The organism is Pseudarthrobacter oxydans, from assembly GCF_013314975.1.
Classification (GTDB): domain Bacteria; phylum Actinomycetota; class Actinomycetes; order Actinomycetales; family Micrococcaceae; genus Arthrobacter; species Arthrobacter oxydans.
In genome coordinates this window covers 149,086-164,513 of the sequence record NZ_JABTYH010000002.1, presented here as the reverse complement: position 1 = coordinate 164,513, position 15,428 = coordinate 149,086, and the positions used below count along the sequence as shown (strand labels likewise).

12 protein-coding genes are annotated in these 15,428 nt (G+C 66.6%); 4 read left to right on the top strand and 8 right to left on the bottom strand.

What is annotated here, in order from left to right:
* Positions 1-185: 185 nt before the first annotated feature.
* Complete coding sequence (locus tag HTS88_RS02305; RefSeq protein ID WP_174175076.1) at positions 186-2,195, top strand: rhamnogalacturonan lyase; 2,010 nt, start codon at positions 186-188, stop codon at positions 2,193-2,195.
* A 95-nt stretch (positions 2,196-2,290) separates the two neighbouring features.
* On the opposite strand, the gene HTS88_RS02300 is transcribed toward HTS88_RS02305, so the two are convergent.
* Positions 2,291-3,220, bottom strand: coding sequence for an SRPBCC family protein (locus HTS88_RS02300; RefSeq protein ID WP_174175074.1), 930 nt, complete (start codon positions 3,218-3,220; stop codon positions 2,291-2,293).
* A 402-nt stretch (positions 3,221-3,622) separates the two neighbouring features.
* Complete coding sequence (locus HTS88_RS02295; RefSeq protein ID WP_174175072.1) at positions 3,623-6,301, bottom strand: exo-rhamnogalacturonan lyase family protein; 2,679 nt, start codon at positions 6,299-6,301, stop codon at positions 3,623-3,625.
* 311 nt (positions 6,302-6,612) lie between these two features.
* Here HTS88_RS02295 and HTS88_RS02290 point away from each other — a divergent pair, with 311 nt between their 5' ends.
* Entirely contained in the window at positions 6,613-7,224 is a 612-nt protein-coding gene (locus tag HTS88_RS02290; RefSeq protein WP_174175070.1) for an NADPH-dependent FMN reductase, read from the top strand.
* 44 nt (positions 7,225-7,268) lie between these two features.
* Here HTS88_RS02290 and HTS88_RS02285 read toward each other — a convergent pair whose 3' ends face one another.
* Positions 7,269-7,745, bottom strand: coding sequence for a sensor histidine kinase (locus HTS88_RS02285; protein ID WP_174175068.1), 477 nt, complete (start codon positions 7,743-7,745; stop codon positions 7,269-7,271).
* A gap of 210 nt (positions 7,746-7,955) precedes the next feature.
* On the opposite strand from HTS88_RS02285, the gene HTS88_RS02280 reads away from it, so the two are divergent.
* Both HTS88_RS02280 and HTS88_RS02275 read left to right on the top strand, forming a co-directional pair.
* Complete coding sequence (locus tag HTS88_RS02280; protein ID WP_174175066.1) at positions 7,956-8,711, top strand: ZIP family metal transporter; 756 nt, start codon at positions 7,956-7,958, stop codon at positions 8,709-8,711.
* Between the two features lie 106 nt (positions 8,712-8,817).
* Positions 8,818-9,549 carry a FadR/GntR family transcriptional regulator gene (locus HTS88_RS02275; protein ID WP_174175064.1) on the top strand — a complete coding sequence of 244 codons (732 nt, stop codon included), beginning with the start codon at positions 8,818-8,820 and terminating at the stop codon, positions 9,547-9,549.
* 278 nt (positions 9,550-9,827) lie between these two features.
* On the opposite strand, the gene HTS88_RS02270 is transcribed toward HTS88_RS02275, so the two are convergent.
* Genes HTS88_RS02270 through HTS88_RS02250 form a run of 5 tightly spaced genes read right to left on the bottom strand, consistent with a single transcriptional unit; the run spans position 9,828 to position 15,428 of the window.
* Positions 9,828-10,511, bottom strand: coding sequence for an N-acetylmannosamine-6-phosphate 2-epimerase (locus HTS88_RS02270; protein WP_174175062.1), 684 nt, complete (start codon positions 10,509-10,511; stop codon positions 9,828-9,830).
* Between the two features lie 37 nt (positions 10,512-10,548).
* Positions 10,549-11,508, bottom strand: coding sequence for an ROK family protein (locus HTS88_RS02265; protein ID WP_174175060.1), 960 nt, complete (start codon positions 11,506-11,508; stop codon positions 10,549-10,551).
* 22 nt (positions 11,509-11,530) lie between these two features.
* The gene (locus HTS88_RS02260) at positions 11,531-12,460 is read right to left on the bottom strand and encodes a dihydrodipicolinate synthase family protein (RefSeq protein WP_174175057.1); all 930 of its coding nucleotides are present in this window, start codon (positions 12,458-12,460) and stop codon (positions 11,531-11,533) included.
* Positions 12,461-12,498: 38 nt separating this feature from the next.
* Complete coding sequence (locus tag HTS88_RS02255; RefSeq protein ID WP_174175055.1) at positions 12,499-13,305, bottom strand: ATP-binding cassette domain-containing protein; 807 nt, start codon at positions 13,303-13,305, stop codon at positions 12,499-12,501.
* Positions 13,302-15,428, bottom strand: a complete 2,127-nt coding sequence (locus HTS88_RS02250; protein WP_174175053.1) for a dipeptide/oligopeptide/nickel ABC transporter permease/ATP-binding protein — start codon at positions 15,426-15,428, stop codon at positions 13,302-13,304. The genes HTS88_RS02255 and HTS88_RS02250 overlap by 4 nt, the downstream gene beginning before the upstream one ends.

The following is a 15,428-nucleotide window of genomic DNA, read 5'->3' as shown; positions in this document are numbered from 1 at the left end:
TTAATCCCGTCACACCCTTGACCAGGCTTGTAAAGCGCTGATAGAAGTTAAGGGCAGAAAACGCTTTCCGCTGCATCCTAAAACCTCACCCCTCGTTCGTGGTGGGCTGCCTGTCAGGTGTAGTGAAACGTTCCAAACTGTCGTGCGGCAGACTCAGCTGCCGCCGCATCAAAGGAGATGTTCTTTTGGCTTATCCCTCGAAATGTTCCCCCACGCCCCGTCCGGTTTTGCGGCGAGGCCGCGCCTGGAAAGCCGCCCCCTTGGCTGCGGCTGCTTCCCTCACCGCCGCTGCGCTGGCGTTCACCGGCGTGCCGCTCGCGCAGGCCAACCCCGGCACCGCCCCCGGGCAGTCCGGCAAGGCAGAGCTGAAGCGCCAGGTGGAGAACCTGGACCGCGCGCCGGTGGCCGTGCTTACGGACCAGGGCGTCACGCTGGGCTGGCGCATGCTGGGCCTGGACCAGGACAGTGTGGGCTTCCACGTGATCCGCGACGGCGTCCAGCTCACCGAACAGCCCATCCGCAACACCACCACGTTCGTCGATCCGGCCGGAACCGCAGCCTCCACGTATGTCATAAAAACTGTGGGCAACGGCAACGGGCAGGACAAGCTCAGCGCGGAATTCACCCCGCTGGCCCAGAACTACCTGTCCATCAAGCTGGACAAGCCCGCCGACGGCGTCAGCAAGGATGGAAAGCCCTACACCTACTCGGCCAACGACTCCAGTGTCGCGGACCTGGACGGGGACGGCAGCTACGAGATCATCCAGCTCTGGAACCCCTCCAACGCGCAGGACAACTCCAAGTCCGGATTCACCGGAAACGTCTACGTGGACGCCTACAAGATGGACGGCACCAGGCTTTGGCGCATCGATTTGGGCCACAACATCCGCGCCGGCGCACACTACACCCAGCTCCTGGCGTACGACTTCGACGGTGACGGCAAGGCCGAGGTGTCCATGAAGACGGCGGACGGCACCACGGACGGGGCCGGAACCGTGATCGGCGACCCGGCAGCGGACTACCGGAACAGCGCCGGTTATGTCCTGTCCGGTCCGGAGTTCCTCACAGTGTTCGACGGGGCAACAGGCGCCATCATGGACACGGTGGCCTACGACCCGCCGCGCGGCAGCGTCTCAGCCTGGGGCGATGGCTACGGCAACCGCGTGGACCGTTTCCTGGCCGGCGTCGCCTACCTCGACGGCGAGAAGCCGTCCATGATGTTCAGCCGCGGCTACTACACCCGCACCGTCCTGGTCACCTATGACCTGGTGGACGGCAAGCTGGTGAAGCGCTGGACCTTCGACTCGGACATCGCGGGTGCCGAATACAAGGGCCAGGGCAACCACAACCTCTCCGTAGCTGACGTGGACCAGGACGGCAAGGACGAGTTCGTCTTCGGTTCCATGACCATCGACGACGACGGCTCGGTCCTCTACAACACCAGGCTGGGCCACGGCGATGCGATGCACACCAGCGATTTTGATCCTTCTCGCCCCGGGCTGGAGGTCTTCGCCGTCCACGAGAGCATGAGCCAGAGCGGCAACCGTGGCGCCACCTTCCGCGACGCCGCCACCGGCGAGGTGCTCTGGAGCATCCCCGCCATCCGGGACACCGGCCGCGGCGCCGCCGGCGACATCGATCCCCGCTACGCCGGCGCTGAGGGCTGGGCGGTGGGCGGCGACGCCTCCTGGAACTCCCCGCGGGGCCAGCTGATGTCCGCCAAGGGCGAGCTGATTGCCGAGAGCATTCCCGCGGCCAACTTCCTGGCCTGGTGGGACGGCGACCTGCTCCGCGAGATCGTCGACCACGATTTCGACGCTGCCGCCGGCGTGGGCGTGCCCACGATTTCCAAGTGGAACTGGGAAACGGAGTCCAGCGACAGGCTCCTGACTGTCACCGGCGCCCGCACCAACAACCACACCAAGGGCAACCCGTCCCTGCAGGCGGACCTGCTGGGCGACTGGCGCGAGGAACTTGCCTTCCCGTCGTCGGACAGCACTGAACTGCGGATCTACACCAGCACCTCGCCCACCGAGGTCCGGCTCCGCACCCTGATGCACGACACCGTCTACCGCACCGCCGTGGCCCGAGAAAACGTGGCCTACAACCAGCCGCCGCACCCGAGCTTCTTCATCGGCGAGGGCATGGAAACCCCGGCCGCGCCGTCGGTGGTGTACGCGGGCACCGGCAAGTAGCACGGCACCCACGGACGGTCCTGCCCCGCACAAAAGCGCCGCCCGCCTCTGCAATGAGGCGGGCGGCGCTTTTATTGTGCTGCGGCTAAACCCGGTTAGTGCGTTCCGAGGTTCCCGCCGACGGGCGGCAGGCCGCCATCTCGACGGCGGTCGTCGCCTTCGCGCTCGGCGGCGCTCAGGTTTTCGCCTTCGGCCGTCTCGTCCGACTCGCCGCTCGTGTCCACCAGGCCGTTGGTCTGGTCGAACTGGTGTCCGATCCTGTCATCGCCCAGATCGGCGACTGAACCGGTGGAGCCGGCTGCCGCCGTCGTACCCGCTGACGTGCCGGTGATGGTGGTCGTGTCCGTCGGAATCGGTGTGACGGTGACCGGTTCTCCGGGAGCCGCCGGAGTTACCGTTTCGTCGGCAACCGCGGTTGTCTCCTTGTTGCCGCCTGCTGCCATGGCAGCTGCTGCGCCGGCCACTGCGGCAACACCCAGGCCCGCGGCAACCTTGCCGGAGACGCCTGCCTTGCCGGAGTCGCCCCGGGATCCGGCAGCATCCTCCACGCCCGGCGTGCCCGCCGGGGCGCCCGTGCTCACGCGTCCGCGCCAGGCGCCGCTGGCGTAACCCTCATCCTCGATGAATTCCTTGAACCGCTGCAGGTCAGCCTCGGCCTGGCGGTCAACCACGTTGAGCTTGTCGCCCACCTTTTCAATAATTCCTTCGGGCTCATACTCCAGCGTCAGCCGAAGGGAAGTCTGCCCGCCACCCACGTCCTCGAAGTCAACAGCGCCGGCATTTGTGGCGCCTTCCGTGGCGGCCCAGGCGACCTTCCGGTCCGGGACCTGCTCAAGGATCTTCGCTTCCCACTGCCGGCGGATGCCGCCGATCTCGGCCACCCATTCCAGCCTGTCATCGCTGAGCTGGGTCACGCTCTTGACGCCGCCCATGAAGTGCGGGAACTCCTCAAACTGCGTCCACTGGTTGTAAGCCGTGCTTACCGGTACGTTCACCAGAATGCGTTTTTCCACCTTCGTGCTCATAACGTCCCCTTTGCTTTGTTACCGGAAGCCGATGTTTCGGTAAAAATCATCAGCATGCTTACCAATGTACCTGCTGGGCACGCCGGATTCCAGAGTGCGGGTTCTCGCGTCCCGCCGGGCAGTGGGGAATCAGTGCTGGCCCAGGCTGCCGCCGAAAGGTGGGACATTGCCCTCATCGTGGCGGACCCGCCTGCGTTCACCGGAACTGTAGTTCTCGCGGTCGGCTGTTTCGTCCGAGGTCCAGTGTGCTCCGCCCCGACCCGCCCCACCACCCCAACTAAGTAGCAGCAGATGTCGGTTTGAGGGCTCATAACAGCATCTGCTGCTACTTAGTTGGGACGGGAGGGGGAGCGGACGACGGCGGCACCTGGCTGGTGCAGGCGCCGCCGCCAGCGCGCAGGACTACGGCAGGTGGTTGCCAATCAGCGCCAGGTTCTGGATCACGGCGAGCCCGAACTGGGATGCGTCGTTGGTGGATACGGTGGGTGCCTCATCCACCGGCAGCAGCACGTGTGGCGGCTCGATCTGCCGCAGCGTGAAGGCCGACGCGTGGTTGAGGTGCTCGCCTCCCTCGGCGAAGCTCGTCCAGGCACGTGCGGCCAGGTCCGGGTCACCCAGCCGGGCGGCGGCGTAGGCAGTGAGCCGGCTGTGCGCCTGGGTGAGGTAGATGCCCTCCAGCGGCTGTCCCACGGCCGCCACCTGCTCCTCTTTGGTGGCCAGGAAGAGCCGGCAGTACTGCAGCCAGGCCCGCTCGAAGTCCGGGTCCGGGACCAGGTCCACCAGTTCGCTGCAGATCTCCACCAGTCCGAACACGGCGCTCAGGTGCGAAACCTGGATCAGTTCCCGGCCGGTGTCGAAGCGTCCCTTGTCCAGGTCGTAGAGCGCCTCACCGGTGAGGAAGCCGTATTTCAAGGCGCCAATGTCCGCCATGGTGCCCAGGAGCCGGTCGCGTGAGCGCGGATTTCCGGTGCGTTCCCAGTCGGTGAGCCAGGTGGCGGCGAGCGAGCCCCAGTCCGTTCCCAGGCCCACGCCCAGGGCTCCCCGGTTTGGACGGTAGGTGGCGGCGTCGGGGCGGACCTTGCGTACGGGGTCCAGGCCCAGGAAGTTCTGGTCGCTGTCCACCAGCTCGGTCAGCAGGTCCCCGGTCCGTTCATCTGCCGTCAGGTAGTAGTAGAAGCGGCGGTAGGCGGGCGTGCTGATGCGGAGCTGCTTGGCGCTGCAGCCCCAGTGCTGGACGTTGTGCCGCGAGCCGAGGCCGCGCCACGGGCCCACGTGGTAGACATCCACCTCGCCGGTGTGCCGGGTCATGGCCTCCGCGAACCGGAAGATGTCCGCCCGGCCGGAGCGCAGGTAGGAGTACCAGAGCCAGAGGTCGGGGGAGAGCTCGGAGTTGTCCCACGCATATCCGCCCACGTCATACCGCCACACGTGCCGGTCGTGGTCGTAGGTGTGCATCACGTCGCCGTAGTTCCAGAACCCGTACCAGCGCCGCTGCTCCACCTGGCCGGCATAGAAATCGAAGAGGAAGTCCAGGTGGTCCTCGAGCTCTGCCCGGGCGGGGGTGCCGCGGTCCACCGGGTCCCAGTCGCCGAACACGCCCACGGAGTGCAGGTACTCCGGGGTGGCCTGCAGCAGGGCAGGGGCGGAGGCCGCAGCGGCGTCGGCCGCGAGGCTCTCGGTTGCCGGCGTTCCGTCGTAGGCAAACAGCGTCAGCTCATGGGTGCGGGCAATCCCGTGCGCGTTTCCGAAGCCCGGCTCGTAGTCCTCATAGGTGATTTCGAGCCCTTCGAGCTGTTCCTCGAACGTGTCCTGGCCCAGGCCGTCGTGGTAGAACCGCAGGTCCATGGGCTGGGCTTCGGGGGAATACAGCCACGCCGTCAGGGTGGCGTTGTCCGTTGCGGCGCCGCGGATGTCCAGCTGGCCGGGGTGGGACTGCCAGAAGTCCTTCACGCCCACGCCGAAACCTCCGCGCGTATCGGTCAGGGAGCAGAAGCCGGCAGACCTGGTTCCGCCGGAGATCCCCACCCAGGCCCGGCCGGGTGCGGTGCGCTTGCGCAGTTCGAAGCCGTCGGCACTGAGCTGGCTGAGCGTGTAGTCGCTCCATGCCGGAACGAGGTGCAGCCGTTCCGACACTTCCGGGTTCCAGCCGGCCAGGGGTGGCGTGGCGCGGCCTTCCACCTGTGCCCGGCGGACGTCCTCCCCGGGGTCCCGGCGCAGGCCGGTGAGGCCGCGGACCGCCTCGGTGAGGAAGCCGCCGTCGGCCCCTGCCATCCGGATATGCCTGTTGTGCAGTTCTGCCTGCAGCGGGACCGTGAAGCGCACGCCGAGCCCGGCGAGGAAGTCCCGGTCCGCGTCGCCGTCCCAGATGAAGGAGTGCACCATGCGGACGCTGCGGGCGTTGGCGTGGAAGTAGAACCTCACGACGAAAGGCAGCCAGCTTTCCTTGCCGCTGTCCCTGCTGGTTCCGCTGTCCCGTCCGTCCGGCCTGTGCTGACCTTCCAGCCGAACCACCGATCGGACGGGTCCGTTGTGTTCAAGCACGACGGCGGTGACCTCGCCGGTGAAGGCGTCCCGGGTGAAGGTTCCCGCGCCGCCGCCGCCCTGGTCATCAGCAAGTCCGTCCTGCAGGAGGCTCACCAGGCGCGCGTCCCGGGCCAGCTCGACGCCGCCGCGGGTGAGGCTCCTGAAGAGGGTGGAGCCGCCGCGTTCGATCACCATCTGCAGGGTTCCGGTGTCCACGGTGAGGGCGCGGTCGGTTTCGGTGACGGTGACGCTGGAAGCGCCCGGCGGCGTCTGGCTGGCCCCGCGGGGTGACGCGCCGCCGTCGGACGCCACGTGGTAAGCCTCCGACGGCGAACTGGTGGCGGGAAGCGCAATGCCCGCCCATTTGAGGGAGCCGTCCGGCCAGGTGGCCAGGGGCCAGGCCTGGGAGGCGACCGTGCTGCCGGCCGTATCCGTCACGGAGAGGGCCTCCGCCGCCGGTACGGAGCCGCGCGCGAAGGGCATGCCCCAGGTTGTCCCGCCGCTGATTTCCGCGGGTGCTGTGCCGTCGATCCACCTGATGGGGATGTTGTCCGTCATGTGATCCAATTCTGTTGTCTCCACGTCCGCCGGGCGCAGCCACTCAGGCAGCAGGCACTGGCCAGCCGTCTGGAAAGCGGTTTCTGATTCGTTTCAAAATAGGCCAGTCAGCGCCTGGCCGCAAGGGGTGGCCGGGATTCGGAAGGTCCGCAGCAGCCCTGCCCACCCCCGGAACCCTCTGGCCCTGCAGGGGCTTCTGTGCTGGACTGGTGGGTGAAGTGACCACCGGCCGCAGCCTCAACAGGACGGGCGGCACCAGCTCCAGATGAACATGGACGGCCAGTGTTGACCGTCCATTGGAAGGAACACTCATGGCACCGTTTAAGATCGGATACTTCGTAGGCAGCCTGGCAACCGGCTCCATTAACAGGGTCCTCTCCAAAGCATTGATCCAACTCGCTCCGGAAGACCTCGAGTTCACCGAGATCCCCATCAAGGACCTTCCGCTGTACAGCTACGACTACGACTCTGACTTCCCGCCCGCAGCCCGTGCCCTCAAGGAAGCCATCGAGGCGTCGGACGGCATCCTGTTCGTGTCCCCGGAGTACAACCGCTCCATTCCCGGGGCCCTCAAGAACGCCATCGATTGGGGCTCCCGGCCGTGGGGAAGCAATTCCTTCGCCCGCAAGCCCACCGGAATCATTGGCGCATCCGTGGGCAGCATCGGGACCGCGGTCATGCAGTCGTCCATGAGGAGCGTCCTGAGCTTCCTGGATGCGCCGCAGTTGAATGCCCCGGAGGCCTACATCCATTACGACGCCGCAGTGTTCGGCGACGACGGCGAGGTCAAGAATGAGGGTACCGCCAAGTTCCTGCGGCATTACATGGACGAGTACGGGGCCTTCGTGGCACGGGTCCTGGCTGCCAACGCACCGGGCCACATCGGTGACATTGAGCCGGACACCGCCAAGCTGACCCGCTAGTTTTACGGATGCCCGCCGTCCCAGCAACGGCGGGCATCCGAGCCTTAGTCCAGCGGCAGGGTAACCGTCACGCTGGTGCCCTGCCCGGGGGCAGAACGGATGTCCACGGTGCCGCCGGCCTCATGGACGGCCACCGCCATGAGCCGGAGGCCGTAGCCGTGGTGGCGCCCGCAGGTGGCGGCATTGCTGTCAAAGCCCGTACCGTCGTCGGCTACCACCAGGCGGATGCCGTGGTCCACGGCGGCGAGCTGGACGGTCAGGTGCGATGCCCCGGAGTGGTTGTAGGCATTGCTCAGGGCCTCGCGTGCCGACTGGTAAAGAAGGGACGCGCAGTCCTTCGGGATCTCGATGCCCCAGTGCGGAGTGTCCCAGCGGACGCTGGTTCCCCGGTGGCGGAGGGGGCCCGTGAGCCGGTCGATGCAGCCGGCCAGTCCCAGGGTGTAGAAGTCGAGCGGATGCTGATCCGTGAGCACGCCGTCCACGGCGGTGACTTCCCCGTCCAAAGCTGTTCTATTTCCCATTGTCTCCTGCTCCCCACAAGCTGGTTGGTCCATGACTCCAGCGTGGACCCGCAACTTCAGCGGACGGCAAGGTTTGCCGCAAGATCAGATCAATTCCCGGCGCCGGGCGGCGTTCCACTACTCTGGCTGTTTAGCGCTCTCCGGCTCCGGGCAATCAGGGGCCGGCAACACGTCAAGTGGCTTCCGCTGGGGAGCCGGGAAGCGGTGCACATGCCGTTGTGGTTGCAGGCCCTGGTGTGGGGCACCGTGGCAGGAGCTGCCCTGGTCCTTGGCGCCGCATTGTCCTGGCGCTGGAACCTGCCGAGCAAGCTGGTCTCCTCGATCATGTCCTTCGGCGCGGGTGTGCTGATCTCCGCCCTGGCCTTCGAGCTGGTGGGCGAGGCCGTGGAGGGCGGCGGGCTGTGGCCTACCGTGGCCGGGTTCCTGGCAGGCGCTGTGGTGTATGTCGGCGCGAACATGATGCTGTCCCGGGCCGGCGCAAAGCACCGCAAGCGTTCCGGCAACCAGCAGCCCTCGGAAGCCGACAGCCCGGGCAGCGGCAGTGCCATTGCCGTGGGCGCGCTGCTGGACGGTGTGCCGGAGTCCGTGGTCCTTGGCGTTGGACTGCTGGCAGGTGGTGCCGTCAGCCCGGCGATGATGGCCGCCGTCTTCATCTCCAACGTCCCCGAGGGCCTCTCCGGAAGCGCCGGCATGAAGAAAGCCGGCAGGAGTGCCCGCTATGTTTTCGGTTTGTGGGGCGGCATTGCGGTGCTCTGCGGGGTGGCCTCGCTGATCGGGTATGTGGCGCTGGAGAACGCTCCAGGCAGTGTGGTGGCCTTTATTACCGCCATAGCAGCGGGAGGAATCCTGGCCATGCTGGCGGACACCATGATCCCTGAGGCCTTCGAGGAGCACCACAACCTCACGGGCCTTACGGCCTCCGTCGGTTTCCTGGCGGCCTTCACCATCCATCACCTTGGGGGATAGGGCTACGGCAAAAATTTGCCAGCCAATCAGGACAAAGGACGTCCCATCTCCTGTACACTGGTGAGCAGAGGAAGGCCGCCAGCAGAGTGCGGTCAAAGGAGATGACGTGACAGTAGCACCCGCAGCGGTATCGTCGGCAAGGTTTAGCGCGCAAATCCGTTCCCAGGCCCTTCAAACGCGCATCATGGAACTGATCCTGGAACGTGGCCTCGACGTCGGTGACGCCCTGCCCACCGAGAGTGAACTGTCGGCTGAGCTGGGTGTAGGCCGGAACACCGTCCGGGAGTCCCTCAAGGTTTTGCAGGCGCTCGGCGTCATAGAGATCAGGCACGGTTTCGGCATGTTCGTGGCCCCCAATAACTTCAGCGCCCTGGTATCCGGCCTGACCTTCCGTGGCAGGCTCTCGCTCAGGCACAAGGGTGAAGAAGCAATGGAGCTCATCGATGTGCGGCAGGCACTTGAGTCCGGCCTCATCGGTTCCGCCATCAACCTTTTGACGGAGGAGCATCTTGCGGACCTTCGGTCCACCATGCAGTCGATGCAGGATGCCGCAGCCAAGGGCGAACCCCTCGCCGAGCACGACGCCGAGTTCCACCGCCGCCTCTACGCACCACTGAACAACGAACTGCTCATCAACCTCATGGACGTGTTCTGGCAGGTATACCGCCAAATCCATGAGGCGTTGGGCTCCGGGCCGGTCAACCTTGAAGAACAGGTTCAGATCCACTGGGACATCTACGAGGCTGTAGCCAGCAGGGACAAGGCCCTTGCCTCAGAGCGCCTCCAGCGCCACTTCGACGGTATCCGCCTGAAGCTCAAGGACGTTGCCGCCTCCTGAGGGACGCCGTCCGGCTCCCGGCCTGGACTTCCTTTTCCGTCGGAGGTACCCCTCCGCTGCATCACCCGGGGGCTGGACACCATCCTTGAAGCCCGGCAGGTCCTTCTGGTGGTCAAAGGCGCGGATAAGGCTGGTATCCCGGCTGCCGCCTTCAATGGAGCTGTGACATCGGACTGTCCGGCATCAGTCCCGCAGTTGCACCCTCACCTGCCGGTCGTGGCTGACGAAGGCCGCTGCCGCGCAATTGCCTCCATAAGCCGGCCGGGCCGCCGGGCGGGTCATTTCAGGGCCTCGGCGAACCAGCCGGTGATGGTGGCCGGGTGCGTTATCGCTGTTCCGACGACGACGGCGAAAGCGCCGGCGTCGAGGGCCTGCCGTGCCTGGGCGGGAGTATGGATGCGGCCCTCGGCAATGAGGGGCACCCCGAAGTCCGCTGCCGCGATGCGCCCGAGCAGGTCCAGGTCGGGGCCGGAGGTTTTGGGACGCTCGCCGGTGTAGCCGGACAGTGTGGTGCCAACAAGGTCTGCGCCGGCGTGGACCGCTGCGGCTGCGTCGTCGAAGGAGCCGCAGTCCGCCATCACCAGGGCGTGGGATTCTGCATGGATAGCGGCTACCGTCTGCGCCAGGGTGAGGCCGTCCGGCCTGCGTCGGCGGGTGCCGTCGATTGCCACCACATGGGCGCCGGCGTTGGCCACTGCCAGGGCGTGCCGAAGGGTGGGAGTGATGAAGACGCCGTCATGGCCGTCCTTCCAGAGCCCGATCACCGGAACCTCTACGGCGGAGCGGGTGTGCTGCACGTCGGAAAGGCCCTGCACCCTGACGGCGGCGGCGCCCCCGATGACGGCGGAGGCGGCAACCTGCCCCGTGGTCCGGGGGTCGCGCATGGGCTCGCCGGGGTAGGCCTGGCAGGACACGATGAGTTGCCCGCGGAGGGACTCGAGGGCTTCGGATGTCAGGATCACTGGGGGGTTCCTTCGGGGATTTCGGTGGGCGGCGGGTTCAAGAGCCGTGGGGTGCTGGGCCGAGGATCAGGCGGCCGGCGCCCACCATGGCTGCTGCGTTGCCGAGCTTGGCGTGCAGCACCGGAATGCCGCCCAGGGCTGGGAGGAGTTCAGCCCGGAGGGCGTGCTCCATAGGTTGCCACCAGGGTTCGCCGGCGTCGGCGAGTCCGCCGGTCACCACCACGACTTCCGGGTCCAGGACGTTGGCTAGTCCGCCCACGGCCTGGCCTGCGGCAGACGCTCCGAGCTTTATGGCCCTGATGGCCGTGGTCTCGCCCGCTCCCGCCAGTGCGAAGACGGCGCGCGTGTCAGCCGCATCCTCCTCCCGGCCGCCGAGCCTCAGGTAGGTCTCGCGCACCGCGGGGCCGGACGCTATGGACTCGACATGGCCGGAACCGCCGCAGACGCAGGGAACCGGTGTGCCGCCGTCGAACGCGTACGGTGAGGCGAAGTGGCCCACATGACCGCCAACGAACCGGTGCCCCAGGAGCGGCTGCCCGGCCAGCACCAGGCTTCCGCCGACGCCGGTGCCGAAAGCCACCAGGAGCGAACTTGCGGTTCCAGCGGCGGCACCTGCCCAGGACTCGCCCAGTGCGTGCGCGTGGACATCGTTCACGGCCAGGATGGACGACGGCGGCAGGCCCAGCCGTGCTGCCAGCCCGGCCGTGAGTGCCGTCCCGGCCCAGCCAAGGATCGCGTCCGTGGCGGACACCACCACGCCGCGGGCGGCATCAATTACCCCGGCGGAGCCCACTCCGACGCCGGCAACGTCCAGGCCTTCGGCCCGGGCCCGGCCCATGAGGGATGAGACCAGTCCCGCGGTGGCATCGAGGATCGCGTCGCTGCCGGCGCGGTTCAGCGTCGGAATGGTCGCCGGGAACAGGACCTCGCCGGCGGCGGAAACAACGCCCGCAGCAGTCTTGGTGCCGCCCAGGTCAACACCGATCGCGTACTGCATCTGTCCTCTTCCTTGGGCGGGGCTAGAGCAGCCCGTTGCGTTCCAGGATCACCTTGATGGCGGTGGTCTCGGTTTCATTGAGGGATGGCATGGGCACGCTCATGGTGTTGGATTCGATGATTCCCATGAGTTGCAGGGCCGTCTTGAAGGCACCGAGGCCTGCCGCCCCGCCGGAGACGCGGCCATTGGGGGTGTACACAATCTCGAAGAGGTCGGCAAGGCGGTCCTGTTCGGATGCGGCCTTGGCCCAGTCCCCTGCCTGGGCGGCGTCGAAGAGGTTCCGGTAACCGCGCGGGTCAACATTGCCCAGGCCGGGCACCACGCCCTGTGCACCACCCAGGAGCGCGCCGTCAACAACGACTTCGTGGCCTGTGAAGATGTCGAAGTTCGGGATGTCCTTGGCCGCCAGCACCAGTTGGCGGAAGGAGACGTCGTCGCCGGAGGAGTCCTTGACGCCGGCAATCACGCCGTCACGGCCCAGCCGGACCAGCAGGTCGGTGGGGAGCTTGAAGTGCGTGCGGACCGGAACGTCGTAAGCGAAGATCGGCTTGTCGACGGCGGCGCGGACGGCGCGGAAGTGCGTCTCGGTTTCGGATGCGTTGCCGATCGCGTAGTACATGGACGTGACCACGATGGCGTCGGCGCCGAGGTCGATGACCTTTTTCGCTTCCTCGATGACGCGGTTGGTGGTCTGCTCGTTGGCGCCGACGATCAGCGGCACGGCGTCAGCACCAGCAGACGCGTTGGCTTCGGCGATGGTGCTGACCACCAGCCCACGCTCGGCGTTGGTCATGTACGGAACCTCGGCGGAGGAGCCAAGGACGAAGAGTCCGGCCACCCCGCCGTCGAGCAGGTGCTTGGTGACGTTGGTCAGCGACGCAGTGTCGATGCTGCCGTCGGCGTGGCGGGGGGTGACGACGGGCGGGATGACGCCCTGGAACTGGGTGGACACGTGAATTCTCCGTTGGTTGGTACTGATAAAGGGAAGTGTTAGATGTGGAGGAGGCTCGGGGCTGCGCCCAAGAGCTTCTTGGTGTAGTCGTTGGTGGGGTTGTCGAACACTTGGGCTGCGCTGCCTTGCTCGACGATCTTGCCGAAGTACATGACGCAGATGCGGTCGGAGACATACCGGACGGTCTGGATGTCGTGCGAGATGAACACCATGCCGAGGTTCAGTTCGGTCTTCAGGTCAGAGAGCAGGTTCAGCACCTGGGCACGGACGGACACGTCGAGTGCCGAGGTGGGCTCATCGGCCACAATGATGTCCGGGTCAAGGGCCAGCGCACGGGCGATCGCCACGCGCTGCCGCTGGCCGCCCGAGACCTGCGACGGCGTCACTTCGGCTGCGGACTGCGGCAGTCCCACCACCGACAACAGTTCCTTGACCTTCGCTGCACGGGAAGCGGCGGTACCGATCCCGTGGATCTGCAAGGGATCCGTGAGGATGTCCTGGACTGTCATGCGCGGGTTCAGTGCGGTGGCCGGATCCTGGAAGACCACGGACACCGACCGGCCGAACTCCTTGCGCAGCGCGGCGTTCCGCTTGATGGCGGGCCTGCCGTGGAACAGCACCTGGCCCGATGTCGGGGGCTGGAGCCCCACGAGCACTGACGCCAGCGTGGACTTGCCACAGCCGGACTCACCGACGATACCCACGGTTTCGCCGCGGCTGATGGTGAAATCGACGCCGTCCACTGCTTTGACGATGTTGGGCCGGAAGAGTTTGCCGCCCCGCGCCTGGTGGTAGACCTTGACGTCCTTGAGTTCGATGACCGGCTTGCCGGTTGATTCACTCATTTCGCATCCTCCTTCAGGTGGCTTGCCCAGTAGTGGTCGGCATCGCCGCCGCCCGCGGCTCCGACCGGGGTCAGGACCAGCTTCTGGTCGGGATCGGCGTCGGACCGCAGGGAACGCGGCGCGAAGCGGTCGCCCGGTGCGAAGTCGCGCGGTGAGGGAACGGTGCCGGGGATCTGGTGCAGGCGGACGGCGTCGGCCTCAATGGAGAGGACAGCGCCGAGCAGGCCGCGGGTGTACTCATGTTTGGGATTGCGCAAAAGCTCGGATGCCTGGGCGGATTCCACCACCTGGCCGGCGTACATCACGGTGATCCGGTGCGCCAGGGACGCCACCAGGGCGAGGTCGTGGCTGACGAACACCATGGCGAATCCGAGCTGCTCGCGCAGCTCGTTGAGCAGGTCGACCACCTGTTTCTGGACGGTCACATCCAGGGCGGTGGTGGGTTCATCGGCCACCACGATCTTGGGGGAGCGCGACAGGGCCATGGCGATCAGCACGCGCTGGCGCTGCCCGCCGGAAAGCTCGTGCGGGTAGCTGGCCAGGGTCCGTACCGGATCGAGCTTGACCATCTCCAGCAGCTCGGCGGGGGTCTTGCGGCCGCCGCGCCTGGTCAGCTGCTCCATCTGGTCCTTGATCTTCATGGACGGGTTGAGGGAGCTCAGGGCGTCCTGGTAGACCATGGCGATCTGTTCACCACGGAGGCCTTCGTAGGCCTTGATGCTGCTGTGCTTCGTGGCCGGATCCAGGAGTTCCTTGCCGTCGAACTTGATGGACCCGGTGACCTCTGCCGTCTTGGGCAGAAGCCCCATGACCGCCAGGGACGTGATGGACTTGCCGCAGCCCGACTCGCCCACCAGGCCCATGGTCTCGCCTTCGCGGACCGTGAACGAGACGTTGTCCACGATTGCGATGTCACCAAAGCGGGCGGGGAACCTGATGGAAAGGTTCCGCACTTCCAGCACGTTGCGGGCGCCCGGTTCCACTTGGGGGAGCCTGTCGGTGCGCCTGGCTTCGATGGCGGCCAGCAGTTCCAGTTCCTTATCCAGCAGCAGGTGCGGGTTCAGCGCGGCAAGCTTCGGATCGGACAGGACTGCTGCCTGGTTGTAGTCCTCCTCGGTAAGGACGCCGCCGGGAGCCGCCTGGACGCCGTCGAGCTCGTGCTGTTCCACAACGGAGGACTGGGCCACGGAGGTGCCAACTTCCGTGTCCACCGCCACTGCAGCGCCAATAGCCGCAGCTGATCCGTCGTCGTCCTTTACGGCCGCCGCCTTGCGCAGCCTGGGGTTCACCATGGCGTCGGTAAGGCCCTCGGCGAGGATGTTCAGCGACAGCACCGTGAGCAGGATGGTGGCACCGGCGAAGGTTGTGGCCCACCAGCCGCCGGAGAGCACCAGGTTGCGTCCGTAGGAGATCACGTTGCCCCATGATGGCGCGGGGTCCTGCACGCCGGCGCCCAGGAAGGAGAGCGACGCTTCGAGGATGATGGCATCGGCCACCATCACCGTGGCGAACACCAGTACCGGGGCGGCGGTGTTGCGGACGATGTGCTTGAGGAGGATATAGAAGCGGCCGGCACCGATCACGCGTTCGGCGCGGACATAGTCTTCGCCGTACTGGGACAGCACGTTGGCGCGGACCACGCGGGCCAGTTGCGGGGTGTAGATGATGGCGATGGCGATGATGATGGTGGGAACCGAATTGCCGAATGCGGCCAGCAGCACCGCAGCCAGGGCAATGCCGGGGAAGGCCATCAGGATGTCCATCAGGCGCATGATCAGTTCGTTCACGGCCTTGCTGGACGTCGCCGCGAAGGAGCCCAGCAGGGCGCCCACGAGGATGGCCAGGGCTACGGCGCCGAGGCCGATCAGCAGCGAGGACTGTGCGCCGAACAGCAGGCGCGAGAAGACGTCCCGTCCCAGCCGGTCGGTGCCGAAGAAGTGCTCGGCGCCCGGGGGCGTGGCCGGGATGAAGGTCTCGAGCGGATCGTGCGGGGCGAGTACAGGCGCGAAGACGGCGGCCAGGACGATCACGATGAGGAAGAGGAGAGCGATGCGGGAGCCCCAGGGCAGGGCCTTGAACCGGAGGCCCGGGGCGCTCAGCCGTTCAGCGAGTTTGCTGCGCAT

What these genes read in the sequence shown, in the direction of transcription:
- HTS88_RS02300 (WP_174175074.1), bottom strand. Translation starts at nt 3,220, where the DNA reads ATGAGCACGAAGGTGGAAAAACGCATTCTGGTGAACGTACCGGTAAGC.
- HTS88_RS02250 (WP_174175053.1), bottom strand. Translation starts at nt 15,428, where the DNA reads ATGCGCAGCAAACTCGCTGAACGGCTGAGCGCCCCGGGCCTCCGGTTC.
- HTS88_RS02255 (WP_174175055.1), bottom strand. Translation starts at nt 13,305, where the DNA reads ATGAGTGAATCAACCGGCAAGCCGGTCATCGAACTCAAGGACGTCAAG.
- HTS88_RS02295 (WP_174175072.1), bottom strand. Translation starts at nt 6,301, where the DNA reads ATGACGGACAACATCCCCATCAGGTGGATCGACGGCACAGCACCCGCG.
- HTS88_RS02280 (WP_174175066.1), top strand. Translation starts at nt 7,956, where the DNA reads ATGCCGTTGTGGTTGCAGGCCCTGGTGTGGGGCACCGTGGCAGGAGCT.
- HTS88_RS02285 (WP_174175068.1), bottom strand. Translation starts at nt 7,745, where the DNA reads ATGGGAAATAGAACAGCTTTGGACGGGGAAGTCACCGCCGTGGACGGC.
- HTS88_RS02290 (WP_174175070.1), top strand. Translation starts at nt 6,613, where the DNA reads ATGGCACCGTTTAAGATCGGATACTTCGTAGGCAGCCTGGCAACCGGC.
- HTS88_RS02265 (WP_174175060.1), bottom strand. Translation starts at nt 11,508, where the DNA reads ATGCAGTACGCGATCGGTGTTGACCTGGGCGGCACCAAGACTGCTGCG.